24 protein-coding genes and 1 pseudogene are annotated in these 24,861 nt (G+C 60.7%); 12 read left to right on the forward strand and 13 right to left on the reverse strand.

The features are described 5' to 3' along the window. Positions 1-5 precede the first annotated feature (5 nt). The 5 genes from cobA to SPHINGO391_RS06240 all read left to right on the forward strand — a co-directional run bounded on the left by cobA (position 6) and on the right by SPHINGO391_RS06240 (position 4,708). The gene (gene cobA / locus SPHINGO391_RS06220; protein WP_152008014.1) at positions 6-851 is read left to right on the forward strand and encodes a uroporphyrinogen-III C-methyltransferase; all 846 of its coding nucleotides are present in this window, start codon (positions 6-8) and stop codon (positions 849-851) included. After that, positions 848-2,149, forward strand: coding sequence for a cobyrinate a,c-diamide synthase (locus tag SPHINGO391_RS06225; RefSeq protein ID WP_152008015.1), 1,302 nt, complete (start codon positions 848-850; stop codon positions 2,147-2,149). The genes cobA and SPHINGO391_RS06225 overlap by 4 nt, the downstream gene beginning before the upstream one ends. Before the next feature lie 2 nt (positions 2,150-2,151). After that, the gene (locus SPHINGO391_RS06230; RefSeq protein ID WP_152008016.1) at positions 2,152-3,174 is read left to right on the forward strand and encodes a threonine-phosphate decarboxylase; all 1,023 of its coding nucleotides are present in this window, start codon (positions 2,152-2,154) and stop codon (positions 3,172-3,174) included. Then, positions 3,174-4,145, forward strand: coding sequence for an adenosylcobinamide-phosphate synthase CbiB (gene cbiB, locus SPHINGO391_RS06235; RefSeq protein WP_152008017.1), 972 nt, complete (start codon positions 3,174-3,176; stop codon positions 4,143-4,145). The genes SPHINGO391_RS06230 and cbiB overlap by 1 nt, the downstream gene beginning before the upstream one ends. A gap of 131 nt (positions 4,146-4,276) precedes the next feature. Beyond that, entirely contained in the window at positions 4,277-4,708 is a 432-nt protein-coding gene (locus tag SPHINGO391_RS06240; RefSeq protein WP_152008018.1) for a L,D-transpeptidase, read from the forward strand. 63 nt (positions 4,709-4,771) lie between these two features. Here the strand turns inward: SPHINGO391_RS06240 and SPHINGO391_RS06245 are convergent, their stop codons facing one another. From SPHINGO391_RS06245 to hemN, 7 genes are all read right to left on the reverse strand, one after another. Then, complete coding sequence (locus SPHINGO391_RS06245) at positions 4,772-5,701, reverse strand: lipid A biosynthesis lauroyl acyltransferase (protein WP_152011450.1); 930 nt, start codon at positions 5,699-5,701, stop codon at positions 4,772-4,774. A gap of 33 nt (positions 5,702-5,734) precedes the next feature. Beyond that, the gene (locus SPHINGO391_RS06250; RefSeq protein WP_152008019.1) at positions 5,735-6,763 is read right to left on the reverse strand and encodes a zinc-binding dehydrogenase; all 1,029 of its coding nucleotides are present in this window, start codon (positions 6,761-6,763) and stop codon (positions 5,735-5,737) included. A gap of 160 nt (positions 6,764-6,923) precedes the next feature. Further along, positions 6,924-8,210, reverse strand: a complete 1,287-nt coding sequence (locus SPHINGO391_RS06255; protein ID WP_152008020.1) for a beta-ketoacyl-ACP synthase — start codon at positions 8,208-8,210, stop codon at positions 6,924-6,926. Continuing rightward, the gene (locus SPHINGO391_RS06260; protein ID WP_152008021.1) at positions 8,207-9,409 is read right to left on the reverse strand and encodes a beta-ketoacyl-ACP synthase; all 1,203 of its coding nucleotides are present in this window, start codon (positions 9,407-9,409) and stop codon (positions 8,207-8,209) included. The genes SPHINGO391_RS06255 and SPHINGO391_RS06260 overlap by 4 nt, the downstream gene beginning before the upstream one ends. Then, entirely contained in the window at positions 9,406-9,891 is a 486-nt protein-coding gene (locus tag SPHINGO391_RS06265; RefSeq protein ID WP_152008022.1) for a 3-hydroxyacyl-ACP dehydratase FabZ family protein, read from the reverse strand. Before SPHINGO391_RS06265 ends, SPHINGO391_RS06260 begins: the two co-directional genes overlap by 4 nt. Positions 9,892-9,914: 23 nt before the next feature. Beyond that, the gene (locus SPHINGO391_RS06270; RefSeq protein ID WP_152008023.1) at positions 9,915-10,199 is read right to left on the reverse strand and encodes an acyl carrier protein; all 285 of its coding nucleotides are present in this window, start codon (positions 10,197-10,199) and stop codon (positions 9,915-9,917) included. A 120-nt stretch (positions 10,200-10,319) separates the two neighbouring features. Then, on the reverse strand, positions 10,320-11,669 hold the full coding sequence (gene hemN / locus SPHINGO391_RS06275; RefSeq protein WP_152008024.1) for an oxygen-independent coproporphyrinogen III oxidase: 1,350 nt from the start codon (positions 11,667-11,669) through the stop codon (positions 10,320-10,322). A gap of 167 nt (positions 11,670-11,836) precedes the next feature. Between hemN and SPHINGO391_RS06280 the strand changes: the two genes are divergently transcribed. The 3 genes from SPHINGO391_RS06280 to SPHINGO391_RS06290 all read left to right on the forward strand — a co-directional run bounded on the left by SPHINGO391_RS06280 (position 11,837) and on the right by SPHINGO391_RS06290 (position 15,730). After that, a complete protein-coding gene (locus SPHINGO391_RS06280) occupies positions 11,837-12,562 on the forward strand; it encodes a Crp/Fnr family transcriptional regulator (RefSeq protein WP_152008025.1) in 726 nt (241 codons plus the stop codon). 446 nt (positions 12,563-13,008) lie between these two features. Beyond that, the gene (locus SPHINGO391_RS06285) at positions 13,009-13,707 is read left to right on the forward strand and encodes a PAS domain-containing protein (RefSeq protein ID WP_152008026.1); all 699 of its coding nucleotides are present in this window, start codon (positions 13,009-13,011) and stop codon (positions 13,705-13,707) included. Between the two features lie 358 nt (positions 13,708-14,065). Continuing rightward, positions 14,066-15,730 carry an electron transfer flavoprotein-ubiquinone oxidoreductase gene (locus SPHINGO391_RS06290; protein ID WP_152008027.1) on the forward strand — a complete coding sequence of 555 codons (1,665 nt, stop codon included), beginning with the start codon at positions 14,066-14,068 and terminating at the stop codon, positions 15,728-15,730. 90 nt (positions 15,731-15,820) lie between these two features. On the opposite strand, the gene SPHINGO391_RS06295 is transcribed toward SPHINGO391_RS06290, so the two are convergent. The 4 genes from SPHINGO391_RS06295 to SPHINGO391_RS06310 all read right to left on the reverse strand — a co-directional run bounded on the left by SPHINGO391_RS06295 (position 15,821) and on the right by SPHINGO391_RS06310 (position 18,789). Further along, positions 15,821-16,717: a DUF3445 domain-containing protein gene (locus SPHINGO391_RS06295; protein ID WP_152008028.1), complete on the reverse strand. Its 897-nt coding sequence runs from the start codon at positions 16,715-16,717 to the stop codon at positions 15,821-15,823. 86 nt (positions 16,718-16,803) lie between these two features. Continuing rightward, a complete protein-coding gene (locus SPHINGO391_RS06300) occupies positions 16,804-18,303 on the reverse strand; it encodes an AMP nucleosidase (RefSeq protein ID WP_152008029.1) in 1,500 nt (499 codons plus the stop codon). A gap of 117 nt (positions 18,304-18,420) precedes the next feature. Continuing rightward, positions 18,421-18,594, reverse strand: coding sequence for a hypothetical protein (locus SPHINGO391_RS06305; protein WP_193217208.1), 174 nt, complete (start codon positions 18,592-18,594; stop codon positions 18,421-18,423). 24 nt (positions 18,595-18,618) lie between these two features. Then, entirely contained in the window at positions 18,619-18,789 is a 171-nt protein-coding gene (locus SPHINGO391_RS06310) for a hypothetical protein (protein WP_193217209.1), read from the reverse strand. A 308-nt stretch (positions 18,790-19,097) separates the two neighbouring features. Here SPHINGO391_RS06310 and SPHINGO391_RS06315 point away from each other — a divergent pair, with 308 nt between their 5' ends. Both SPHINGO391_RS06315 and SPHINGO391_RS06320 read left to right on the forward strand, forming a co-directional pair. Continuing rightward, the gene (locus SPHINGO391_RS06315) at positions 19,098-20,318 is read left to right on the forward strand and encodes a diguanylate cyclase (protein WP_152008030.1); all 1,221 of its coding nucleotides are present in this window, start codon (positions 19,098-19,100) and stop codon (positions 20,316-20,318) included. A gap of 113 nt (positions 20,319-20,431) precedes the next feature. Beyond that, positions 20,432-21,133: a glutathione S-transferase family protein gene (locus tag SPHINGO391_RS06320; RefSeq protein WP_152008031.1), complete on the forward strand. Its 702-nt coding sequence runs from the start codon at positions 20,432-20,434 to the stop codon at positions 21,131-21,133. A 75-nt stretch (positions 21,134-21,208) separates the two neighbouring features. Here the strand turns inward: SPHINGO391_RS06320 and SPHINGO391_RS06325 are convergent, their stop codons facing one another. Further along, positions 21,209-21,556: a DUF2147 domain-containing protein gene (locus tag SPHINGO391_RS06325; RefSeq protein WP_152008032.1), complete on the reverse strand. Its 348-nt coding sequence runs from the start codon at positions 21,554-21,556 to the stop codon at positions 21,209-21,211. 466 nt (positions 21,557-22,022) lie between these two features. Here SPHINGO391_RS06325 and SPHINGO391_RS06330 point away from each other — a divergent pair, with 466 nt between their 5' ends. Beyond that, positions 22,023-22,289, forward strand: a complete 267-nt coding sequence (locus SPHINGO391_RS06330) for a sel1 repeat family protein (protein WP_152008033.1) — start codon at positions 22,023-22,025, stop codon at positions 22,287-22,289. A 210-nt stretch (positions 22,290-22,499) separates the two neighbouring features. Here the strand turns inward: SPHINGO391_RS06330 and SPHINGO391_RS06335 are convergent. Further along, positions 22,500-23,613: pseudogene (locus SPHINGO391_RS06335) on the reverse strand (pyridoxal phosphate-dependent aminotransferase). A gap of 189 nt (positions 23,614-23,802) precedes the next feature. Here SPHINGO391_RS06335 and SPHINGO391_RS06340 point away from each other — a divergent pair. Next, positions 23,803-24,759, forward strand: coding sequence for an AEC family transporter (locus SPHINGO391_RS06340; RefSeq protein WP_152008034.1), 957 nt, complete (start codon positions 23,803-23,805; stop codon positions 24,757-24,759). The last annotated feature ends 102 nt before the right edge of the window (positions 24,760-24,861 follow it).

Below are 24,861 nucleotides of genomic sequence, written 5' to 3' on the forward strand. Positions count from 1 at the left end.
AACGCATGACTGACTGGCAACAGAATCTGCCGCAGATGAAGCCCGGAGAGGTGTGGCTGGTGGGCGCCGGTCCGGGTGATCCCGGGCTGTTGACGCTGCACGCCGCCAATGCGCTGGCCCAGGCCGATGTGATCGTTCACGACGCGCTGGTCAATGCCGATTGCCTGAAGCTCGCGCGCACCGGCGCGGTCCTCGAATATGCCGGCAAGCGCGGCGGCAAGCCTTCGGCCAAGCAGCGCGACATTTCATTGAGACTGGTCGAACTGGCGCGCGAAGGTCACCGGGTCTTGCGGCTCAAGGGCGGCGATCCGTTTGTTTTCGGGCGAGGCGGCGAGGAAGCGCTGACGCTGGTCGAGCATCATGTACCGTTCCGGATCGTGCCCGGGGTCACCGCCGGCATCGGCGGGCTCGCCTATGCCGGTATCCCGGTGACCCATCGCGACACCAACCACACCGTAACCTTCCTGACCGGACATGATTCGACGGGCGTCGTACCCGACAGGATCGATTGGGACGGCGTGGCCCGGGGCAGCCAGGTGATCGTCATGTACATGGCGATGAAACATATCCCGACGATCACCTCGCGGCTGATTGGTGCCGGGCGCAGTCCCGACGAGCCGGTGGCTTTCGTCACCGATGCCTCGACCTCCACGCAGCAGGTGCTTGAAACGACGCTGGCCCGGGCGGCGGACGATGTTGCGGCATCGGGCCTGCAGCCTCCGGCGATCGTTGTTGTAGGCGAGGTGGTGCGGCTTCGTCCGGCGCTTGACTGGATGGGTGCCGCCGCCGGCAGGGTGCTGGTTGCCGATCCCCTGGGAAATCGCGCTGAAGCGCAGAAAGACAGTGCATGACAGGCCTGATGATTGCCGCGCCGCGTTCGGGCTCGGGCAAAACGACCGTAACTCTCGGACTGCTCAGGGCGCTCAAGCGCCGCGGTGTCGCGCTGGCGCCGGGCAAGGCGGGGCCGGACTACATCGATCCGGCGTTTCATGCTGCCGCCAGCGGCCAGGCCTGCCTCAATTATGATCCCTGGGCGATGCGCAGCGATTTGCTCCTGGCCAATGCCTCGCTGCAATCGCAGGGCGGGCGGATGCTGGTGATCGAGGCGATGATGGGGTTGTTTGACGGGGCCGCGGACGGCTCTGGCTCGGCAGGGGACCTCGCCGGTCTTCTCGGGCTGCCGGTGATCCTGGTAATCGATTGCTCGGGCATGTCGCATTCGGTGGCAGCCCTTGCCCGCGGGTTTGCCAATTTTCATCCTGATGTGCTCGTACCGGGCGTCATTCTGAACCATGTGGCAAGTCCCCGGCACGAGGGAATGCTGCGCCAGGCACTGGAAAATGCCCGCGTCGAAGTGGTTGGCGCGTTGCCTCGCAACGAGAAGCTCAAGCTTCCGGAGCGTCATCTCGGCCTGGTTCAGGCCAGCGAGAACGAGAAGCTGGCCGAACTGATTGACGATGCCGCCGATGTGATGGAAAACCAGATCGATCTCGACAAGCTGACCAGGCTGGCACAGCGGGCGCACACCAAGCCGGCACCGGCCAACATCCTGCGGCTGCCGCCGCCGGGGCAAAAGATTGCCGTGGCGCGGGACGTGGCGTTTGCCTTTGCCTATGAACACATGCTGCTGGGCTGGCGGCGGCGCGGGGCGGAACTGAGCTTTTTCTCTCCACTTGAAGACGAGGGGCCAGGATCGGATTGCGACGCGGTGGTGCTGTCCGGCGGCTATCCCGAACTTCATGCAGGTATCATAGCCGGTGCAAGTGGTTTCAAGGCGGGTATGAAGGCGGCGATTGAACGCGGCATTCCGGTCTATGGCGAGTGCGGGGGCTACATGGTGCTTGGCGAGGGCCTGGTCGATGCCGAGGGTGTCCGCCACGAGATGCTCGGTGCGCTGCCGCTGGTAACGAGTTTTGCCGCTCCCAAACGGCACCTGGGCTATCGCCGGCTGACGCCGACGCGTGGCTTCTTCTGGGACATGGAACTTTCCGCACACGAATTTCACTACGCCTCGGTGATCTCGGAAGGCGAAGCGGACGGGCGGCTTTTCGCAGCGCGTGATGCGCTGGGCGCCGATCTTGGCCATGCGGGATTGCGCCGCGGCAATGTGGCGGGATCCTTCATGCATGTGATCGATCGGATCGACTAGAGATGGCACAGGAAATCCACGCACCGATTGCCCATGGCGGCGCGCTGTCCGAAGCCATCGCCCGGTTTGGCGGCACGGCTTCCGAATGGCTCGATCTTTCAACCGGGATCAGTCCGTTCAGCCTGCCGTTGCCCGAGCTTCCGGCTGATTGCTGGCGGCGTCTGCCCGAGCGGGCTGAGGTCCAACGGGTCTGCGAACTGGCGATGCGCCACTACGGAGCCTCGGTGGTGCCGGTCGCAGTGCCAGGCACGCAGGCAGCGATCCAGTTGCTGCCTTTCCTGACGCCGAACGCCTCCGAGGTAGCCATTGTTTCGCCGACCTATGGCGAGTATGCGCGGGCCTATCAGCGGATGGACATGACGGTCGATCCGGTCGGCACGCTTGACGCCGCGGCCGCCACGCGTGCCGGTGTTGCAATTCTGGCAAATCCCAACAATCCGGATGGCCGGGAGACACAGCGCGATGATGTCTTCGGCTTCGTGCGGTCACAGAGACATCGCCTGGTGATCGTGGACGAGGCGTTCGCCGACATGCGGCAGGACCTGTCGATGGTGGGGGCTGCCGGGATGGAGCCAAACCTGGTGGTCATGCGCTCTTTCGGCAAGTTCTTCGGTCTTGCCGGCCTGCGGCTCGGGTTTGTGTTCGCTGAAGCGGGGCTTGCGAAGATCCTCAGCGAGCGGCTCGGGCCCTGGGCCGTCTCCGGTCCGTCGCTGGCTATTGCCGCGCACGCCTTCAGCAGGCTCGATCTTATCAACGAGATCCGCAGCAAGCTCGACAAGGCCCACATGATGACGCGTTCGGCGCTGAAGATGGCGCGGGTGCCGATTGTCGGGGAAACCGCGCTGTTCTTCTATTGCGAGGTCGGCGACGGTGCCGCGGTTCGCGACATGCTTGCCAGCCACAAGCTGCTGGTGCGCGCGTTTGATCACAGCCCGTCGCGGATCCGCATCGGACTGGCACCGGATGAGCTTTCCGCCGTCCGGCTTCGCGAAACCTTGCGGCTGATGGAGCCGCGGACGTCGTAATGGGTCATCTCGCGGTTCTGCTGATCGCCCTGATTGTCGACCGCATCATCGGGGATCCCGATTGGCTCTGGCGCCGGATCAGCCATCCGGTTGTGCTTTTCGGCCGTGCCATCGGCTTCGCCGACAGAAAGTTCAATCGCCCAGCGGATATGGCCGCCAAGCGGCGGCGCAACGGGAACGTGACAATCGCGGTTCTGTTGATCGGTTCTGCCATCATTGGGGGCGTGCTGGCCAGCCTGTTCGGTCGTCTGGGGCTTGTCGGCATCGTACTGGAAGTAATCGTCGTTGCCGTCTTTCTGGCGCAGAAGAGCCTTGCCGACCACGTGGAAGCCGTGGCGCATGGCTTGCGCGAAGGCGGCCTGGCGGGCGGACGCGCGGCGGTTTCGATGATCGTCGGGCGCGATCCCGAAGCACTCGATCAATCCGGGGTCTCGCGTGCAGCGATTGAAAGCCTGGCGGAGAATTTCTCCGACGGAATTGTTGCGCCGGCGCTCTGGTATGCGATTTTCGGGCTGCCAGGGCTGTTGGCCTACAAGATGCTCAACACCGCGGATTCCATGATCGGGCATCTCAATGAGCGGCACCGGGATTTCGGGCGCGCGGCGGCCAGGCTGGACGACTTCGCAAACTGGCCTGCCGCCCGTCTCTCGGCACTGTTGATTGCTGCCGGGGCTGGTCTGAGCAGGGGTGTGCCGGCGATGCGGCGGGCAGCGGAAACGACACTCACGGATTCCGGCCTGCACCGGTCTCCCAATGCCGGATGGCCAGAGGCTGCGATGGCGGGCGCGACCGGGTTGGCACTGGCCGGGCCGCGGCAGTACGGCGGAGAGCTGGTGATGGAGGCCAGCCTTAACGCCGCCGGCCGCAGGCAAGCTGGGTCCGCGGACATTGTCGCTGCGCTGGGGATCTTTTGGAGAGCATGCGACAGCCTTGCTCTGCTGGTCGTGCTGCTTTTTCTTGTGGTTTTTTAAGCAATTAAAAACAACACTTTAGATCTGTATCGAAAATTTTATATTGTATTTTAACTTTAACTTGAAAAATCATCTGTCTAAAGTAGTCGTCGGCTTGCTTAAACAGCAGCAGGGCAACTGGGGAACTTATCATGCAAAAACTGATCATGGCCGGGCTTTTGGCCTTTTCGCTCCTTCCATTCTCATCCGTTTCGGCGTTCGCTGCCAAGCTTATTGCCAGCGTGGACATCTCGTCCCAGACAATGGTGGTCAAGCACAACGGCAAGGTGAAGTACACGTGGCCAGTATCCACCGGGCGCAAGGGATATTCCACTCCCACCGGAAGCTATTCGGCCAAGTGGCTGTCGCGGCATCACCGTTCGCGCAAGTACAACAACGCGCCAATGCCTTATGCGGTGTTCTATCATCGCGGCTACGCGGTTCACGCGACCTACGACACCAAGCGTCTCGGACGCCCTGCCTCGCATGGCTGCGTTCGCCTGGCTCCGGAAAATGCAGCCAAGTTCTTCGCGCTGGTGCAGCAGGCCGGCAACAAGAACACGCGTATCGTGATCAATCACTAAGCAACCGCATCACTGATCTGGCCCGGTTCTGCCGGGCCTTTTCGATGAGGGTGAAGTGGCGTCTTACGTCTTCAGTGAATGCTTGATCGCCCAGCGATCATGGAACCACTGCCACTGACCGGGATATTCCCGCACCCAGCTTTCAACCTTGTCGTTCAGTTTCTGGGCGGTTGCCTCGACGTCGACGCTGCCATCGGCGTTGCGCGGGATCTCCATTGCCGGTTCGACTTCCAGCCGGTGCCTGCCGCCGGGCAGGCGTATGGAGCGTGCCGGGTAGACTTCGCAATCATACTGGCGGACCAGCTTTGCCAGCAGCGGGTTGGTGTTGACCTCCAAACCGAAGAACGAGGTCTTGGCACCCTTGTGGAATTTCTGGTCGACCAGCACGCCGACACCGTCCCCGCTTTCCAGCCTGCGGGCAAGGGCGAACGCGGCGCCGGCCCGCGAGGGGACAAGGTGCCCCATCTTCGTGCGCCGCGCAGCCAGGACCCGCCGGGCGATGTAGGGATTGTTGGGCGGGCGGAACAGCACCATCACATCAAGGCCGAACGTGGCGGCGGCGATCGGCAGGAGTTCGAAATTGCCGGTATGGGCGGTGAAGACGATGAAGGGCTTGTTCTCGTCGCGCAGCTTGAGAAAGGTGTCGGCACCGCCGACTTCGATGCGCCCGGGCTCGGTGGCGTCCGGATCGAAATCGAACAGCTGGTCGAGGAACACGTACTCGGCAGCCAGGCGGGACATGTTGCCCCACATGTCGATGGCGATCTTGTGCCGCTCGGCTTCCGGCATATCCGGAAAGGCCCTGGCGAGATTGGTCATGGCCAGCTTGTGACGCGGGGTGAGGGGACCGATGCGCCGGGCCATGTAATCGACAAAGTTGATTGCCCCGTCGGCAGGAAAAAGCGAAATGATCCGCAGCAACCCGAAAATGGCTTTTGCGATCAGCCAGTCCCGGACACGCCTGAGTGCAATGACAATGCGCGTCAGCGCCATGCGGAATGTGTGCGACATCGCTTTGCGCCGGGCTCAATCCATCCTGAGGATAATCTTGCCGAACACGTCCCGGCCTTCCATGCGCGCCAGCGCGGTGTCGATGTCGTCGAAACCGACTTGGGTGTCGATCACCGGATGGACCAGACCGGCAGCCATCTTCTGCATGGCGTCCGCCATGTTCTCCATCCGGCAGCCGAAGGAGCCGAACAGCTTGAGCTGCTGCTGGAACAGCATCATCAGGTTCATTTGTGTCGAGACTCCGGAGGTTGATCCGCAGGTCACCAGCCGGCCGCCTCGCTTGAGCGAGAGCATGGAGCCGGCCCAGGTGTCCGCGCCCACATGTTCGAAGACGACATCGACGCCGCGCTTCTTGGTGAGCTTGCGGACAACGCCTTCAAACCGGTCCTCGCGGTAATTGATGACGTGATCGGCGCCCAGCGCTTTCGCCGGCTCGATCTTGGCGTCGGAGCCGACGGTGGTGATGACCGTGCAGCCGAGCTTCTTGGCAAGCTGGATTGCAGCCGAACCGATGCCGGAGCCGCCCGCGTGGATCAGGATGGTCTCGCCCGGCTCCAGCCTGGCATTGTCGAACAGCATGTGTTCGACCGTACCGAAGGTGACGGGAGCAACGGCCGCGCCGACCGGGGTGACGCCCGGCGGTGCGGGAACAAGAAGCCGGGCCGGCAGGTTGACCTTTTCCTGGGCGAAGCCGTCGAGATGGAAGCCGTGCACGCCGCTGACATGTTCGCACAGGTTGTCGCGGCCTTCCCGGCAGGGACGGCACAGACCGCAGGTGCGTGCGCCGTAGATCGAGACCAGCTGTCCCGGGACCAGACCCGCAACACCCTGTCCGATGGCGTCGATGGTGCCTGAAGCCTCTGCGCCGATGACCAACGGCATCTTGCGCTTGGCAAAGGCCATGCCGCGCCATCCCCAGACATCGATATGGTTGAGTGCGACAGCCTTGACCGATACGGTAACTTCACCGATGCCCGGCGGCGGCGGCGGCGGCAGATCGACCGTTTCAAGCTTGCGATCCTCGATCAGTTGCAGTGCCCGCATGGATAGTGTCCTTCTCGGCTCGGTGGCGTCAGCCACCAGAAATTCTACAGGTTGCCCTGCATGGCGCGCACCCCGCGCTCAGCCTCATGATTGTGCGCTCACCGGTCCAAGGATGCATGATCAGTCCGGAGCCGGCCGTCCTGCCGGAGCGGGTGATGACTTAAGCGGGTTCCGCCGACATGACAAGGCATGCGTTCTGTCCGCCAAATCCAAACGAATTCGAAAGCACGCTGGTGACCGTGGCATCTCGCTTGACGTTGGGGACAACATCGAGCGGTATGGACGGGTCCGGATTGTCGTAATTGATGGTGGGCGGAAGGGTGCCGGTGCTGATCGTCAGCAGCGAAAAGACGGCTTCGACCGCGCCGGCGGCGGTCAGCGTGTGACCGATCATCGACTTGTTGGACGAGACGGGAACCTCGGGCATGCGTTCGCCGAAGACGGTGGACAAGGAAAGATATTCCATCTTGTCGTTTTCCGGCGTGGAGGTGCCGTGGGCATTGATGTAACCGATCTGGTCGGCCGACAGCCCGGCATCCTCGAGGGCTGCGCGAATGGTGGCGATGGCCGGCGCGCCGCTGGGCGAAGATCGCGTGCGGTGGAAGTCGTCGGCCTTCTCGCCGCAGCCGCTGATGATGCCAAGAACCTTAGCGCCGCGGCTGATCGCGGCCTCGAGAGATTCCAGCACCAGGGTGGCGGAACCTTCGGCGATGACGAAGCCGTCCCGATCCTTGGTGAAGGGACGTGATGCTTTTTCCGGCGGGTCGTTGTTGGTCGACAGGGCCGACAGCAGCGAAAACCGGATCAGGGATTCAGCGCTTACCGAGCCGTCGGTGGCGACACTGAGGGCGCGGTCGGTGCGGCCCTGCCGGATTGCCTCGACGCCAAGCTGGATCGCTGTGGCGCCGGAAGCGCAGGCGGTCGACAGCGTGACGGGCAGGCCGCGGGTTCCAAAGCTATCGGCCAGTCGCTCGGAGATCGAACCGAACAGAATGGCTTCATGGTAGGTCGGATCTGCCTTTTCGCGCAGCACCGCAAGGAACTGCTCATAGGCGTTTCCGGTCATCTGCTCCGGCTTGACCCTGTCTCCAAGGTTAAAGCGGTCGTTCCACTCGGGTTCGATCGGTGGCGCAGCCAGAAACAGGGGGCCACCGAAGTCGCCCGAAATACCTGCCTGTGCGAGCGCCTCGATGGTGGTCTCCCGGGCGAATGCAAAAGACCGCTCGACCGCGTTGGGTGCCGGGATGTCGATGAAATCAACGGTGCCGCAAATGCGGGTGGACAAGCCTTCCGACGGGAAACGGGTGATCGGGTGGATGCCGGATTTTCCCGATGTCAGGGCTGACCAGTTGTCTGTGACGCCCTGGCCGAGGGAAGAGACGACCCCCATGCCGGTGACGGCGACCAGTGGTCGGCCAAGATGGTCCTTGTAGGCTGCTTTGCTCATGACATCCTCGTCAGTCGGGCGATGCCCTCACCGCGGAAATGACCGACACTGGTCACGATCGCAGCGTTGGCTGCTGTCGATGCGGGCGCGTCCTCACCAGCAGCAAACGGGCTGATCGGGGCGTCATCATCGAGAGCCAGGCAAGCCAGCGCCACAGCGGTTGGAAAATGGGCTTCAATGGAATGACCGAACAATGCGCCAACGGTGCGAACAGGTGCGGATGGAAACCGTGACTTCAGGAACGCTCGTTCGCGTGCGCTGAGATCCGGGTAGCCGCTTGCGCCGGAAAACACCACCGTGTCGCCTTCGTCGGAAGCACCGGTTTCATCGGCGAGGCCGGCAAGGCGCTGTTCCATGCGCTCGCCTTCGCGTGACCCGCGGTCACCCAGCACCGCATCGAGCCGGGCATAAACATGAGCGCCCCGGGCCTGGGCGTGCTCAAGCGATTCGAGAACGAGAAACGCGCCGGCAGTGCCCAGGTTCATGCCATTGGCGGTGCCGTCGCTGTTCCAGAAGGGCGCTTCAGGGTCCTTGCCGAGGCCCTGGACGGCTTCCATCACCATCAGCATGTCGAGCCGTTCGGAAACAAACGCGCCTCCGACCAGGCAGTGGGTCGATTGTCCGGCGGCAATGCGGGCATGGCCGGTCTCGATCGCCGAAATGCCGGCGCCTTCCTCGCCCATCAGTGTGCGGGACGAGCCGGTCACCTTGTGGACAATGGAAATGTTGCCGGCCAGCAGGTTGGACAATTGCGCCAGAAACAGGGTCGGACGCAACTCGGTGGTCAGCTTCTCGTTGAGCAATTGCTCACGGTCGTTGCGCTTACGGCTTTCCTCGACAATGAGGCTGTCCACGGCGATGTCGCGCTCGCCGCCGCCAGCGGCAACGATCATGTCCATCGAGGCACAGGCCTCGGCGTCTTCCTTCAGGCCTGCATCATCAAGCGCGAGGCCGGCTGCATAAACGCCGAGCCGCTGCCAGTTTTCCATCTGGCGCTGATCGCCCCGGCGGGGAATCTGCGCGGACCAGTCGATCTCGGGAAGCGGATAGACGGTATAGGGCGCAAACCGCTCGCTGTCGGTCACCTTCTGCGGGGTCCCACCCGTCATCAACTGCTCGCGATGGGCCTGGCGCCCGACTCCGAGCGAAGTAACAAGTCCGATGCCGGTAACGACCACCTGGTGGCGCGTATCTGTCATTGCGGTTCTCCTGCAGCGTTCGCCATGGCGGTCAAAAGCCCCACTTCTTCGGCTCTCTTGCGAACAATATCAGCAAGCGGAACCTGATCGAACGCGACTGTCCTGAACTTGAGCTGGCTGTCTGCGACCTTCTTGCCGGCGCTTGTGATGCGCGCCTTGGTGACGGCATAGCCCGAGCCTTCGTGCTCAAGTGTTGCCGAAATCTCCAACGGCGTGCCCGGCTTGACGAAATCACGCATCTTGGCACCGTCGACCGCCATCAGGAACGGCATTGCCGCGAATCCGGTCTTAGCCAGGATCATGAAGCCGCTGGCCTGGGCCATGGTCTCAATCAGCAAGACCCCGGGGACAAGCGGCATGCCGGGAAAGTGACCGTCGAAAACGGGACTGGCATCGGGAACCGTGGAGCTTGCGACCAGCGTTGCGGCATCAAGGTCAAGCGCCTCGATCCGGTCAATCATCTGGAAGTATTCAAGCTGCATGAGACGCCTCGCCGTGCCGGGCTTCAGCCCTTGGCGGCCCTCAGCTCGTCGATCTTGGTGCAGAGGTTGCCAAGCACAAAGTATTCTTCCGTCGAAGCCTTGCCGTCATTGACTTCCTGAGTCCACTGCTCGAGCGGAATCTTGATGCCGAATTCCTTGTCGACAGCAAATACGATGTCGAGAAAATCGAGACTGTCGATTCCCAGATCGTCGATGGTGTGGCTCTCGGGGGTGATGGATTCGCGGTCAATCTCGCTTGTCTCGGCGATGATGTCAGCGACCTTGTCGAATGTTGCGGTCACGCTCATTTCCTCATTGGATCACAGTTTGGCGGAAGCTATAGAAAAATCCGGCGCAAAAGCCAATGGCTTCTTTGCCCGGCATTTTCCGAAGCGGCCGGTTCCGTCGATCAAATGGGTTCGCTGTGCTTACACCGCAAGTGAATGACGCGCGACACCGGTGCCGAAATATCCGTCGAAGGCCGATGCTACCGAGCGGACAAAGGGTTGTCCCTTTGGCGTGATCTGGAACAGGCCGCCGGAAAACTCGACCATGCCATCTGTGTCTGACGTCGCCAGGTATTCCGCCTCATCCAGGATGCTTTCCGCAGCGCCGCCGAACTCATGGCGTATGGTTGCGAAGGAGAAGGCGAAATCGCACATCAGCAACTCGATGATGCGCGCCCGGATGCGGTCTTCTTCCGATAGCTCGAAGCCGCGCACCACCGGAAGCTGACCCAGATTGACCTGCCGCTGGTACTCGCCGGTGGAAGGCTGGTTCTGGACATAGCCTTGCGGCAATTGACCGATCGAGGAAGCGCCCATGCCGATCAGCGCGTCGGCGGTGTCGCTGGTGTAGCCCTGGAAGTTTCTGCGCATGCTGCCTGATGCCGCAGCAATCGCCAGGCTGTCGCCGGGCAGGGCGAAATGATCGATGCCGATGGCGGTGTAACCGGAAGAGGTCAGCGTCGAGGCGGCGCGGTTCATCTGGGCGAATCTTTCGGTGAGGTCCGGAAGCGCTGCTTCATCGATCATTTTCTGGTGTGTCTTCATCCAGGGAACATGGGCGTACCCGAAAAGCGCGATCCGGTCCGGCGCAAGCGAAAGCACCTGCTTGATGGTTTGATCGACGGATTGGCGGGTTTGATGCGGCAGGCCGTAAAGCACATCACAGTTGACGGACCTGACGCCGCGTGCGCGCACCTGCTCGACAACATCCCGGGTCTGCTCGAAGGTCTGCTCGCGATTGATCGCCTTCTGAACCTTCTCATCGAAATCCTGAACCCCGATGGATGCGCGGGTCATGCCGATCTCGGCGAGCGCGTCGTATTTCTCGGCTGTCAGATCGTTGGGGTCCATCTCGACGCTGATTTCCGCATTGGCATCGAAGCTGAACCTGCTGCGCAGCATCTGGTTCAAGGCCACCATATCCTCGGGCCGCAGCATGGTCGGCGAACCGCCACCAAGGTGCAGTGCGGTGACCCGGCATTTGGGATCGACCAGACCTGAGATCGTTTCCATCTCGTTTTCGAGCGCGGACAGGTAGGTCTTCAGCGGGTCGTAACGCAGGGTCTGCTTTGTGTTGCAGCCGCAGAACCAGCAAAGCCGATCGCACCACGGAATGTGGATGTACAAGGACAGCGTCTGGCCCGACTTCAAGCCGCGCAGCCAGCGCGCATAAGTTTCGCCGTCGATGCCAGCGTGAAAATGCGGGGCGGTGGGGTAGCTGGTGTAGCGGGGAGCCGGACCACCGTGCTTGCGGACGAAATCTTTTTGCATTTGCTGCCTCTTTCCTAGCAAGCCGTACTTTGCCTGACATGCGCCATCCCGCCTTGACTTTGATCAAACTGCGCTGTTCTTTGAGCACAACTTCATGCGCCGGCACGGCACGGACGGCGCCTTTCGGAGGCAAGCGGGTGGTCATCCCGTGCGCCAGTGAGGACTTGATGGACGCAAAGCGCAAAGACATCCACAATTCCGACATTCCGTTGCTTTGCCGGGCCTGTGAGGCTCGCCACCAGGGCGTTTGCGGCGCGCTGTCAACAGACCAACTCGTTTCCCTGAACAAGCAATCCACCCGCAAACGCGTGAATTCCGGCGTTGAACTGATCGGCGAGACCCAGCGAACAGACAGCTATGCCAACATCATTTCCGGGGTGGTGAAGCTGACCAAGATGATGGCCGACGGCCGCCAGCAGATTGTCGGTTTGCAATTTGCACCTGATTTTCTGGGGCGCCCGTTTCGTTCCGACAGCGGAATTACCGCCGATGCCGCGACGGAAGTGAATATCTGCAGTTTCCCCAAGGCCATGATCGACCGGATGATCAAGGACACTCCGGAACTGGAGCACAAGCTGCTTGAACAAACGCTCAAGGAACTTGACGAGGCGCGGGACTGGATGCTGACACTGGGCCGCAAGACCGCGTCAGAGAAAGTCGCGAGCTTCCTTTCCCTCATCGCCACCCACATCAACCCGGAATGGGAATCGGGGCCACTGAGCTTCGAATTGCCGCTGACCCGCTCCGATATTGCCGATTTCCTGGGGCTGACGATCGAAACGGTGAGCCGCCAGATGACAAAGCTCCGCAAGGAAGGCGTGATCGTGATCCGCAACAACCGTATGGTGGAAGTGCCGGACCTTGCGCGGCTGGTTGAAAGAGCTTCCGCCTAGAGCCTTTTGAGATTTTCTGTTCGGCTCTGCCGATGTAGTTTCGATCAGTCAGTTGATGTCCATTGCGATATTGATTCTGTAAGGTGACTGTCATTGCCAAATGACTGTCTGGGCCTGATATTCTGGCCGCTCTTGAGAATTCGGTTTTTGAGGCAATGTTCATCCTGTCTGCCGGTCGAGGCTGCGGATACCAGAGAGCGCAGGTTACATGATCACCCTTAAGTGATATTTTTTCTCATTAATTTCAGTATTTTGGGGGGCTTCTTCCGAAAATACCGACTTTATGCAAACTGTATTGCGCAGCACCGGCCATCTGCGCTCGGCGATTTTGGGCTTTTAGTGAACCGGTTGCGTATGAATGCGTGTAAAAGCTGACTTGCAGAAGCAGCAAAATTGCCACTATACAGATAATTCTAAAAAAGGCCGGAAGCATAATAGAGGGCTCGATGCTGTCTGCTCTGATCCAGAATTTCGACCAGCTTGGCAACGAATTGCTCGTTGCCGTGGGGCGTGGCGATGAGGCAGAGATCAATCGCATCGATGCCCAGTTGCAGCCACTTACTTGCCGGATCTTTGAGTTCGAAGCCAGGGACCACAGCGAGGTGGTGGCGCAGATCGCATTCTTCAATCGGCTTGCGATGAAAAACTGCGAGGATGACAGCAGTGTAAGGCGCTATACCACGATGATGTCGAACCTGTTTGTTCGCTATCTTGAACCTGGTGGCGCTCACAACTCGCTTTCACCAAAGATCAAACAACCCGCGCTGATCGATGGGTACGACCCCTCTCTGCATGAACTTGTGCTTGATTCAATCCCTGAGCGGGTTGCTGTTTTTGATCTTGATTACCGCTACATCTACTGCAATCAGCGCAATGCCGAGTTCCATAACAAGCGCCCGTCGGACTTCATCGGCAGGCACCTGCTCGACATGATCGACCACAAACGTTTCCAGAGCAGGGCCAAGCCCCGAATGGACCAGTGTTTCGGGGGCGCGCGAATTTCCTACAATTACGAGGCAGCCGACGCGCACGGCCGGCTTTTCGACATCCAGTGCCGGATGACCCCGTTTACGGCATCTGACAAAACGATCGCCGGCGCGGTGCTTGTTCTCAACATGCAGCCGATTTTCGCCAAGACAGCCTGACAAGGCTCATTCGCTTCATCGTGTGTTTCCATCTGTTTCGCCGGTGAGGGATTGGCCCCGGTGTCCTTCGCCGTTGCGATTGTACGCCGGTAGCCGCGCCCAACGGAAAGCCGCTGGGGACATCGGCGTTCTCAATTGTTGACGTTTACGTGAACGTCAGAATTTGCTAGGGAACAATGCAAATCCTGTCGCATCCCGGCTCGACTTCGCGCGTGTCATTTGCCAAACAGGATGAAACGGCCTGTGGGCGAGGAGGGTGGGCAGCAATGCTCCGGTCGCGCACTCGGACCGGTGTTGAATTGATTTGGTGCGTTTGTCCCGACAGGGCGTCGCCGGATCACAGAGGCGAGGACGTCCGATGACTGATGTGAATGAGCTTCCCGAACGCGAAAGCATGGAATTCGATGTTGTGATCGTGGGAGCAGGCCCCGCAGGTCTGTCAGCCGCCATACGGCTCAAGCAGCTCGATCCCGAACTGACGGTGGTCGTTCTGGAGAAGGGCGGCGAAGTCGGTGCGCACATTCTCTCGGGCGCCGTGGTCGACCCGATCGGCATCGACAAGCTCATTCCCGATTGGCGCGACGATCCGGATCATCCGTTCAAGACACCGGTGAAGGCGGATCACTTCCTGGTGCTCGGGCCGGCCGGCTCGATCAGGCTGCCCAATTTCATGATGCCGCCGCTGATGAACAATCACGGCAACTACATCGTGTCGCTGTCCAACGTGACCAAGTGGCTCGGCGAGCGTGCCGAGGCGCTGGGTGTTGAGATTTATCCGGGATTTGCCGCCACCGAAGTGCTGACCGATGACAACGGGGCCGTGATCGGCGTGGCCACCGGCGACATGGGTGTCGAGCGCAATGGCGAGCCTGGCCCCAACTATGCCCGCGGCATGGCGCTTCTGGGCAAATACGTGCTGATCGGCGAGGGCGTCCGCGGGTCGCTTGCCAAACAGCTGATCTCCCGCTTCAAGCTCGACGAGGGGCGCGAGCCGCAGAAATACGGCATCGGCCTGAAGGAGCTGTGGCAGGTCAAGCCGGAGCATCACAAGCCGGGCCTGGTGCAGCATTCGTTCGGCTGGCCGCTCGACATGAAGACCGGCGGCGGCTCCTTCCTGTATCATCTCGAGGACAACCAGGTGGCCGTCGGCTTCGTCGTCCATCTCAACTACAAGAACCCCTGGTTGTCGCCGTTCGAGGAATTCCAGCGCTTCAAGACGCACGCGGCCATCGCGCCGGTGTTCGAGGGCGCCAAGCGCATCGGCTACGGCGCCCGGGCGATTTCCGAAGGTGGCTGGCAGTCGGTGCCGAAGCTGGTCTTCCCGGGCGGCGCGCTGATCGGCTGCTCGGCCGGTTTCGTCAACGTCGCCCGCATCAAGGGATCGCACAATGCGGTGCTTTCGGGAATGATGGCGGCTGAACATGCCGCCGAAGCCATCGCTGCGGGCCGCGCGCAGGACACGCTTGACGGCTACGATGCGGCCTGGCGGGCATCCGAGATCGGCAAGGATCTCAAGAAGGTGCGCAACGTCAAGCCGTTGTGGTCGAAACTCGGCACCATCGGCGGCGTGGCGCTTGGCGGTCTCGACATGTGGCTCAACACCCTCTTCGGCGTTTCGCCATTTGGCACGATGGCGCACGGCAAGGCGGACTACGCGGCGCTCGAGCCGGCCGCCAAGCACAAGAAGATCGAGTACCCTAAGCCCGATGGCGTGCTGACCTTTGACAAGCTGTCGTCGGTGTTCCTGTCCAACACCAATCACGAGGAAGACCAGCCGGTGCACCTGCAGCTCAAGGACCCGGCCCTGCAGAAAACCTCCGAACTCGAGGTCTATGCCGGGCCTTCCAACCGCTATTGCCCTGCAGGCGTCTACGAATGGGTGGAAACCGATGGTTCGCCGACCTTCGTGATCAACGCCCAGAACTGCGTGCACTGCAAGACCTGCGACATCAAGGATCCGAACCAGAACATCAACTGGGTGCCGCCGCAGGGCGGCGAGGGGCCTGTCTACACGAACATGTAATTGCAGGACTGAGAATCAGCGGCCTCGACCGCTTGTGAAAACGGCCGTGTTCGCGCGGCCGTTTTCCGTTTGAGGCGTTCCCGGTGGTGCTCAGCCGGTCTGGTTTTCACTTATCTTGGCCAGCCGCACAAGCAGCTTCTCCTGCTCGGTGGCAAGGCCCTTGTAGGTCCGTTGGGCGGGGCTGAGAGCCTTGACCTGGGCGGCGATGGCCGAGGCCAGTCTTGGGCCTTCGGGATCGGCTTCAAGAGCTGACAGCGGATCGATGTAGATCCGGATCGTGAACAGGATGTCATCGCTTACGGGCAGTTTGTGCAGGGTCTGGCGTTCGAGCCGCAGATAGACATTCCTGGCGACCGGACCCGGGCCGAAGCGTCCTTCCCCGGTTGCGTGCGTGTTCGGATGAAACAGCTCCGGATCGCCGTAAACCGACCAGTTCCAGCGCACCACAGGCATGTCGACGCGCAGGTTGTCAAACATGCGTTCGATCAGTCCGGCATTGCGGGTGCCTTCCGCAAAACCAGGGACCGGCGCATGAATTTCATGCATCGGGCGGCGGAATTTCTCGCGCAGATTCCACGATGAGGGAAAGCACACCGAAGCTGCGGCAAGCCGCCATCCGGCTTCGCCCTTGCGCATCAGCACCAGATCTTCCTGCACCCGAAGAGCGGCCTGGTGCAGGAGCGGAAGCGGTGCACCATCCGGTGCTGAAAACGCGAGGTCCGGTGAGGCGTGTGCGTCCGGTTCTAAGCGCTCGCCGAGATGGGTGTGAATGAGGTCATAGACCTCCCGCTGGGCATCTTCAGTGCCCGGTTCGGCCACGAAGACATCCTCGAAACGATCATTGGTCAGGCGGAGCTTTTCGGCGATGTAGCCGGAATGGTGGTCGTCAACATGGATCCAGGTTGCCGGATCAAGCCGCGAGAGCCCGATGGCGAAGGGTGGTGCCGAGCCGTCATAGGGCGTGTGAAGCTCTGCCTTGTCCGTCATGTTTCCCGGTCTGTCATGCGTCTTGTGGAGAATCCCGGTGCTTCGGTCCATTGGCTTGCGTCGCCACGGGCCGAAGCAGGATATCCCTACTGGAATGCCGTCTCGAAAAAACTTCTCAGCTTGCGTGAATGCAGCCGTTCTGGAGGCATGGCGGCGAGTTTCTGCATGGCCAGCAGTCCGATCTGCAGGTGCTGATTGACCTGGGTCTTGTAAAACGCCGAAGCCATGCCGGGCAGCTTGAGTTCGCCATGCAGAGGCTTGTCGGAGACGCAGAGCAGCGTGCCGTAGGGGACGCGGAAGCGGAAGCCGTTGGCCGCGATGGTGGCGGATTCCATGTCGAGTGCAATGGCGCGCGATTGCGACAGCCGCTGCACCGGGCCGCGCTGGTCGCGGAGTTCCCAGTTGCGGTTGTCGATGGTGGCCACCGTGCCGGTGCGCATGATCCGCTTGAGATCGTAACCATCGAGCCCGGTGACTTCGGCGACCGCGTCCTGAACCGCCACCTGGACCTCGGCCAGCGCCGGGATCGGCACCCAGGCCGGCAAGTCGTCGTCAAGCACGTGGTCCTCGCGGACATAGGCATGAGCCAGAACATAGTCGCCCAGGTTCTGGCTGTTGCGCAGGCCGGCGCAATGGCCGAGCATCAGCCATGCGTGAGGACGCAGCACCGCGATATGGTCGGTAATGGTCTTGGCATTGGACGGTCCGACGCCGATATTGACCATGGTGATGCCGCCGTGATCCTTGCGCTTCAGATGATAGGCAGGCATCTGCGGCAGGCGAGCGGGGGCAATACCTTCGGTCGGGCTGCCGTGGTCTGTCGGTGTGATCAGATTGCCGGGCTCGACGAAGAACTCGTAGTCGCTATTGCCTTCGGACATCAGGGTGCGGGCGTGGGCGCAGAATTCGTCGATGTAGAACTGGTAGTTGGTAAACAGCACGAAATTCTGGAAATGATCCGGTGCGGTTGCGGTGTAGTGCGACAGGCGCGCCAGCGAATAGTCGATGCGCTGCGCCTTGAACGGGGCGAGCGGCTGGGACTCGCCGGGCGCCGGCTCGTAAAGTCCGTTGACGATCTCATCATCAGTGGTGGCAAGATCGGGGGTGTCGAACAGGTCGCGCAACGGCATGTCGAGCTTTTCGGCGACGGCCGCTTCGACATAAGCGCCTTCGCCAAAGGCGAAATGCAGCGGGATCGGGGTTTCCGATTCGGAAACCGTCAGCGGCGTGCCGTGATTGCGCAAAAGCAGTTCGAACTGCGTTGTCAGGTAGGCGCGGAACAGCGAGGGCCTTGTGATAGTCGCGGCATAGCGCCCCGGTGAGACCACGTGGCCGTAAGACAGCCGGGAATCGATCATGCCGAAGGAGGTCGTCTCCAGGCTGATCTGGGGATAGAAGGCGCGATAGCGGCCTGCCGGCTTCTCCGTTGCAAGGCCCTGAAAGGCCTCGCACAAAAAACGTGTGTTGCGATCATATATGGCTTCAAGCGCGGCAACCGCGCTCGCCGCGTCGGAAAATTCCTGCGGTTCGACCGGGTCCGGTGAGATGAAGCCGTTGGCGATGTGAGAAGAGATTCGTTGGTTCATGCATCGTTATATACGAGAAATGATTACAAGGAAAAGACGACCGGAGCCGAAAGGACTTTCAGCCCGCGGATGGATATCCGATGCCAATTGCTTTTGGCTTGGGTCGCCTCGTCCGGGTCAGTTGCTGTTGCGTTGCAGGGTGACATAAAGGACGTATCCGGCGCCTGACAGTCCCGGCCCCTTGTCGCCGGTCTGGGCGTAGGCGAAAGCGCCGACGGGACCAACCAAAAAGCTGACCAGAGCAGTGATGCGCAGCAGGGTGGTGATCGAGTGATGAATACGAGCTCTCATGAAATCGGTCCTTTGAAGTCGGCGTCAGCGCGAAGCGGTGCAGGTCAGGGCGGGATGAAAAACGCAGGCATCGATCGCGCCGTTGTGCCAACCGTTCCGGCGGCGGTCGCTGTTGGCGACGGCTGCAGCCATCAGCAGTGCAAAGATCAGAAAGACCAGGCAGATGATGATGAAGCGGCGTGCGATGGTGCTCATGCGTCTTGTTCCCTTCTTGTGGGAGGACATTCGCACAGCCCTGCTGAACGCTGCCTGAGACAGGCGTTCATCTGGCGTTCAAGGTGATTAACCGGAAAGGCAGATCGGCGGGGAGGGCAGGGTGAGCATTGCCGTTTCGAATCCAGTGTTGCAGCGGGCTCGCGGTTATGCGCTGAACTGAAAGGCGGCGGAAATGTTTACGGATTGGTCATGCTATCTGAGAAAAGCCCGGGCGCTTTGTTGCCAGATTATTAGAAAATAAAACTACAGTCATCATATTCGGCCCTGCTAATCAAAGGGCTTGAAACATGAGAAGGCCTACGGACAACCCCACAGATGGCTCGATTCAGCGGCCAGTGCTGGACCGCCTGCTGCGGTTCGATCGCAGCACCGAAGCCCGGTATGAAGCGGAGCATGGGCGCTGGCGGGCGGCGCATTTGCGCCACACCATCATCTTCGGTGTCCTGCTCTATGTTCTGCACGATATCTCGACCTATCTGCTGCTGCCGGACCACTACTGGATCATCGTGCTGGCGACCCTGTTTGTGATCGTTCCCTGTTCGCTTGCCGTGGCCCATATGATGGCCAGGGTTTCCGCCGGACCGAGGGAACTCTTGGCCACGGGAGCAATACTTACCGCGACCGCCTTGCCAATTTTCATGATGTATTATTCGGATGCACCACACAGCACCCACATGAATACGGAAGTGATCCTGTGCATCGTGTTTGCCAACATGGTGATGGCGCTGAGGTTCCGGCATGCCCTTGTCTACTCGTCTCTAGTGCTCCTTTGGGCCGCTTCCGCGGTGCTGATGAAGCAGGGAGTTGCTCTCGAACTGAAGATTGCACTGTGTTTTCAGTTCACGAGCGTCTGCTTGCTGACCACCTACTCGAACTACGTGGTCGAGCGTCGGCGCTGCCGGGACTACCGCACATCGCTCGAAGCAATGATGCGGGCCGAGATGGCTGAAACATCGGAAAAGCAGTTCCAGGAAATGTCGAAAACCGACGCGTTGACAGGCTTGCCCAACCGTCGCTTTCTCGATGAGCGGCTTGGTGAATGGTTCACCGGTGACGGGTCGGCGGCGGCAGTGATGATGATCGATATCGATCATTTCAAGCTGTTCAATGACACGCTCGGTCATCCGGCGGGGGATGAATGCCTCAAGCTGATCGCGGATGCTTTCCGAAGCGCGTTCTCTGAACCGGATGCGTTCTGTGCGCGCTTTGGCGGCGAGGAATTCATTCTAGCGATCCGGGAGACCGAAGAGGTTCATGCCCGCCATCTCGCAAATGCTGTGGTCCGGGCCATCGAGGCTCTTGGTATTCCCCATCCGGGACGCAGCGACGGGGTCGAGGTGGTGACCGTCAGTGTCGGTGTGGCGCTCAACCCGCTATCAGGGCCGGTCTCGCAACACGAGATGCTGTCACAGGCGGACGAGGCGCTCTACCAGGCCAAGCGCGCGGGACGAAACCGGTTCGTCATGCGCAACGACGTTGTCGATCCGAGGATCGCGGTCAGTCCCTGACACTCAACTCCTGAAAACTCTCGCATAGGCAGCGCATGAAGCATCCTCCTGTTCGGGGATTGCCAAACGGCGCTCCATTCCACATCCTGCCTCGCGCAACCAAAGGAATGGCGATGACCCCGCAGACCAAAGCAATCGAACTGTATTACTGGCCGACGCCGAACGGATGGAAAATTACCATCATGCTGGAGGAACTCGGCGTTCCCTACGAGGTCAGATACGTCAATATCGGCAAGGGTGAGCAGTTCGAGCCGTCTTTCCTGGCGATTGCGCCGAACAACCGGATGCCGGCGATTATCGATCCGGAGGGGCCGGACGGTGAGCCGATACCGGTTTTTGAATCAGGCGCGATCCTGCAATATCTCGGCCGCAAGTTCGGACGGTTCTATCCGTCGGAGGAACGAGCCCGTGTGGAAGTCGATCAATGGCTGTTCTGGCAGATGGGCGGACTGGGGCCGATGGCCGGACAGGCGCATCATTTCCGTCAATATGCGCCTGAGCAGGTTCCCTACGCGATCGAACGCTACACCAACGAGGTCAACCGGCTTTATGGCGTGATGGACCGGAGGCTTGCCGACCGCGATTATCTTGCTGGTGACTATTCGATCGCCGACATGGCGGCGATCGGCTGGGTCAGGCCTTACAGGAACCAGGGGCAGGACCTGGATGATTTCCCCAATCTGAAACGCTGGTTCGAAACGTTGATGGCACGGCCGGCAGTGGAGAAGGGTTGCAGCATCGGGATCGAGTACCGCCGCAACCTGGCTGACGACAAGGATGCGCAGAAAGTGCTTTTCGGTCAGAAGGCGCGATAGCCGCGGTCAATAACAAAGACCCGCGCCGAAATGCCGGCGCGGGCCCTTGTTCCAAAGGATCAACGGAGACCTGGATCAGAGTTTGGCCCACGTTTGCGATTTGCTGGTCAGCGGAGTGCATACAAGAACGCAGCCGCGGAGCCTGATCTTGTTACCGGTAATCTTTGCATCGCCCTTGTACGTCTTGTCATCGGCGGGATCCGTCATGGTACCGCTGTAGTTTCCATTGCTGCCTGACATCTTTCCGATTCTCTTGCCGGCATGCTTGCCGGTTTTCAGCGTCACGCAATAAGCGCCGCCGCAGGACGAAATCGCAGCGGTCTCGCCACTCTCAGTCTTCCAGTTGCCTTCGATAGGGTCTGCCAGTGCAGGAGCGGACAGGGCTGCAAAAAGCGCGCCTGCTACAATCAGTTTGCGGATCATGGTGTTCCTCCCAGGAATATAAAGCGCTTCCTCAAGCGCATTTCTTACTTAACTCGGATTTAGGTAAAGATAAACTGGGATTTCTGAGGGGCGAAGAACGGTTCTCGATGATCTCTCCGGGATGGCAATTCTGCCTGCCTCATCCCTGGTCCCGCCGCGTTTTCAGAAAATGCGATGCATGTTTGGTTAGCCGTCCGTAACTTTTCCGCCTGTTCCGAAAACACCGAATCCGCTCAGTCTGGCCGGAACGCAACGGCTTTGATGTTTAACAGAATCCCAAGTTTACCAAGCCTTCGGACTTTGTTCGTTTCCAGTTAAGCATGCAATTTAACTCGCTTTTTAATCGATAGCGGCACACTTCAATCCAACAACACAGCGCCGGGCCAAACCGGACAAAGGCATCAAATGCTGGCTCTTGAGAGCTGACAGGGACAACGAAACGAAACCGAATACGGGGACTGGAAAAATGGCACGTTACGAAATTCACGATCAGGATCAGGCAATCATCGGCGGCGAAGCCAAGGCCGACGTCTTTTGTGAAATGGGTCTGATGTATGCGACCGGACGCGAATGCGAAGTCGACTTCGTTGCTGCGCACAAGTGGCTCAACATTGCCGCCATCAAGGGTTCGGACCGGGCTGCCACGCTGCGCGCCGAGCTCGCCGAAAGCATGAGCAAGGCCGAACTGGCAGCGGCGCTGCGTGCTGCTCGCGAATGGATGACCATGCATTGATTGGGGCTTTGTTCCCGGCATCGCGCCGGAACGGCCTTTGCAGGGCAGGGCACCTTGCCGGGCGGCACAAAGCAGCCTGCGAAATGACTTTACCTCGAGGGGAACGAGGCGGGGGCCTTCACTTCGGACAAACCGGAGAGGCTTTCAGATAGGCCGCGATTGACCGGAAAGGGTCGGTCGCGGCCTATTGTTTTGACCGCAGCGGTCAGTTCAGCCCAGATCCGCGACAATGTTCTTCAATTCAGCCTCGAACAGGTCGATCTCGGCTGCAGGTCCGGTGGATATGCGGATGCAGCGGTTGAGCGGTGTGACACCGGGCATGCGGATGAAGATGCCGCGGCTGACAAGGCCGTCGAGGATTGCCTTGGCGTAGCCCGAATCCCGACCGCAGTCTATGGTAACAAAATTCGTGGCCGAAGCGATCGGCGCAAAACCCTGGCGGCTTGCTATGGCCGCAATCCGGTCACGCGATGTCTCGACCTGGGCAATGACGTGAGCGAGCCAGTTTTGGTCCTTCAGCGCGGCAAGGGCGGCCGCCTGGCCCAGTCTGTTGACGCCGAAATGGTTCCTTACGCGGTGGAACATCGACACCGTCTCTTCCACACCGAAGACGTAGCCGACACGCTGACCGGCCAGACCGTAGGCTTTCGAGAAAGTGCGGAAGCGCAGCACGTTGGGCAGGTCGGCCAGAGCGGCGATGGCCGGGAGTGCTGAAGCCGGCGCTGTTTCGCCATAGGCTTCGTCGAGCACCAGCATCGTGGTTTCGGGAAGAGCTTTGGCAAATTCTGTCACGGCCTCGGCGGAATGCCAGGTCCCCATCGGGTTGTCGGGGTTGGAGAGATAGACCAGGGCCGCGTTTTCGCGGCGCACGGCGTCAAGCAGCGCGTCGAGATCCTCGCCGGTCATCCCTGTAGGGCACCGTTACCAGCCGGCCGCCAAAGCCCGCGACGTGGAAATTAAAAGTCGGGTATGCACCAAGCGAGGTGACAACCGCAGTTCCGGGTTCGACGATCAGGCGAACAATCAGGCCCAGCAGTCCGTCGATGCCTTCGCCGACCACCACCCGCTCGGGCGAAAGGTCAAGATGGGCACCGAGTGCGATGCGCAGATCGTGATTCTCCGGATCGGCGTATCGCCAGCTGAGCTCGGCCTGGCGGGCGATCGCCTCGATCACCGACGGCGCCGGGCCGAACCCGTTTTCATTGGCGCCAAGCCTGGCCTTGAACTCTGCGCCACGCGCCCGCTCCTGGGTTTCCGGCCCGACAAACGGCACGGTGGGCGGCAGCGATTGGGCGAGAGCGGTGAAACGGGAGAAGGCGGGCATGGCGGGATCTGTCCTGTGTCAGTGGTGGGAAAGCCCTAGCGGCAATGTGGCGGTGCTTCAAGTCGGGTCCCAACCCGGCCCGGCTTATTCGAGAGCATTTGACCTTTGGGGTTCGCCGGACGGTGTTTTGCGTCAATGGTTCACACGGTCTATGACGGAACTCCCGCCACGCTTCTGAGTCCCCCCGCAATGCCTCCCTTTGCCGAAACCATCCTCGTTGTCTTTACGCTGATTGCCATTGGCTACGGTGCGGCGGCGTTTCGGGTGCTGAAGCCCGAGACGGGTGACGGGTTGTCTGATTTCGTGTTCACCATCGCGGTGCCGCTGCTCTTGTTTCGCACCATCGCCACGGCGACATTCGATCACGGAGCGCCGTGGGCGCTGTGGGTGACCTATTTCACTGCGATTTTCGTGACCTGGAGTTCGGCGCATGTGGCCATCCGGTCGGGCTTCGGCCGCGATGCGCGCTCGGGCGTGGTGGCAGGGGTGACGGCGGGGTTTTCCAATCTGGTGCTGCTCGGCATTCCGTTCATGTCGGGTGTTTACGGTGAAGCCGGGCTGGCGATCCTGTCGCAGATCGTGTCGATCCACCTGCCGGTGATGATGGCGGCCTCGATCATACTGTTCGAGTGGGCGCTCAAGCGCGATGGCGCAGGCGCGGCATCGAAATCGGTGGTCACGCTGGTGACCGGCTTTTTTCGCCAGCTCATTTCCAATCCGCTGATCATCGGGATCGTCGCGGGCCTTGTGGCGCGGCTTTCCGGACTGGAAATTCCAGCGATCGCCGATCGCGTGATCGCGACCCTTGCCGGTGTTGCCGGACCGCTTGCGCTGTTTGCAATGGGTGTTTCGCTCTGGGGCTACGGGATACGCGGACAGGTTCGGCAGGCTTTGGCGCTGGTGTCGCTGAAGCTGTTGCTGATGCCGGCGGTGGCGCTTGGCATGGCCCTGCTGCTGGGTCTGCCGGAGCTGCAGGCAAAGGTCGCGGTCGCGGCTGCCTCGCTGCCTGCGGGGGTCAACTCGTGGCTGATCGCCAGCCGGTTGGGGACCGGACAGCGGCTGGCCTCGACCTCCATGACGATCGGAACCGCCCTGGCCGCGGTTTCGACCGGTCTCTGGCTGCTGATTGCGGAAACCCTGCTCTGAAACTCCACTAATTTGGGGCGCTCTGGATTGAAGCGCTTTCGTTTGTTTTCTTTTGACATTCGCAATTGTTTCGAATTAGAAAATTTGAGCAGGAGGCGCGGG

The sequence above is a fragment of the Hoeflea sp. EC-HK425 genome, from assembly GCF_902498795.1.
GTDB lineage: Bacteria > Pseudomonadota > Alphaproteobacteria > Rhizobiales > Rhizobiaceae > Hoeflea > Hoeflea alexandrii.

Coding starts and splice junctions, on each gene's coding strand:
- cobA (WP_152008014.1), top strand. CDS start 6: ATGACTGACTGGCAACAGAATCTGCCGCAGATGAAGCCCGGAGAGGTG.
- SPHINGO391_RS06225 (WP_152008015.1), top strand. CDS start 848: ATGACAGGCCTGATGATTGCCGCGCCGCGTTCGGGCTCGGGCAAAACG.
- SPHINGO391_RS06230 (WP_152008016.1), top strand. CDS start 2,152: ATGGCACAGGAAATCCACGCACCGATTGCCCATGGCGGCGCGCTGTCC.
- cbiB (WP_152008017.1), top strand. CDS start 3,174: ATGGGTCATCTCGCGGTTCTGCTGATCGCCCTGATTGTCGACCGCATC.
- SPHINGO391_RS06240 (WP_152008018.1), top strand. CDS start 4,277: ATGCAAAAACTGATCATGGCCGGGCTTTTGGCCTTTTCGCTCCTTCCA.
- SPHINGO391_RS06245 (WP_152011450.1), bottom strand. CDS start 5,701: ATGGCGCTGACGCGCATTGTCATTGCACTCAGGCGTGTCCGGGACTGG.
- SPHINGO391_RS06250 (WP_152008019.1), bottom strand. CDS start 6,763: ATGCGGGCACTGCAACTGATCGAGGATCGCAAGCTTGAAACGGTCGAT.
- SPHINGO391_RS06255 (WP_152008020.1), bottom strand. CDS start 8,210: ATGAGCAAAGCAGCCTACAAGGACCATCTTGGCCGACCACTGGTCGCC.
- SPHINGO391_RS06260 (WP_152008021.1), bottom strand. CDS start 9,409: ATGACAGATACGCGCCACCAGGTGGTCGTTACCGGCATCGGACTTGTT.
- SPHINGO391_RS06265 (WP_152008022.1), bottom strand. CDS start 9,891: ATGCAGCTTGAATACTTCCAGATGATTGACCGGATCGAGGCGCTTGAC.
- SPHINGO391_RS06270 (WP_152008023.1), bottom strand. CDS start 10,199: ATGAGCGTGACCGCAACATTCGACAAGGTCGCTGACATCATCGCCGAG.
- hemN (WP_152008024.1), bottom strand. CDS start 11,669: ATGCAAAAAGATTTCGTCCGCAAGCACGGTGGTCCGGCTCCCCGCTAC.
- SPHINGO391_RS06280 (WP_152008025.1), top strand. CDS start 11,837: ATGGACGCAAAGCGCAAAGACATCCACAATTCCGACATTCCGTTGCTT.
- SPHINGO391_RS06285 (WP_152008026.1), top strand. CDS start 13,009: ATGCTGTCTGCTCTGATCCAGAATTTCGACCAGCTTGGCAACGAATTG.
- SPHINGO391_RS06290 (WP_152008027.1), top strand. CDS start 14,066: ATGACTGATGTGAATGAGCTTCCCGAACGCGAAAGCATGGAATTCGAT.
- SPHINGO391_RS06295 (WP_152008028.1), bottom strand. CDS start 16,717: ATGACGGACAAGGCAGAGCTTCACACGCCCTATGACGGCTCGGCACCA.
- SPHINGO391_RS06300 (WP_152008029.1), bottom strand. CDS start 18,303: ATGAACCAACGAATCTCTTCTCACATCGCCAACGGCTTCATCTCACCG.
- SPHINGO391_RS06305 (WP_193217208.1), bottom strand. CDS start 18,594: ATGAGAGCTCGTATTCATCACTCGATCACCACCCTGCTGCGCATCACT.
- SPHINGO391_RS06310 (WP_193217209.1), bottom strand. CDS start 18,789: ATGAGCACCATCGCACGCCGCTTCATCATCATCTGCCTGGTCTTTCTG.
- SPHINGO391_RS06315 (WP_152008030.1), top strand. CDS start 19,098: ATGAGAAGGCCTACGGACAACCCCACAGATGGCTCGATTCAGCGGCCA.
- SPHINGO391_RS06320 (WP_152008031.1), top strand. CDS start 20,432: ATGACCCCGCAGACCAAAGCAATCGAACTGTATTACTGGCCGACGCCG.
- SPHINGO391_RS06325 (WP_152008032.1), bottom strand. CDS start 21,556: ATGATCCGCAAACTGATTGTAGCAGGCGCGCTTTTTGCAGCCCTGTCC.
- SPHINGO391_RS06330 (WP_152008033.1), top strand. CDS start 22,023: ATGGCACGTTACGAAATTCACGATCAGGATCAGGCAATCATCGGCGGC.
- SPHINGO391_RS06340 (WP_152008034.1), top strand. CDS start 23,803: ATGCCTCCCTTTGCCGAAACCATCCTCGTTGTCTTTACGCTGATTGCC.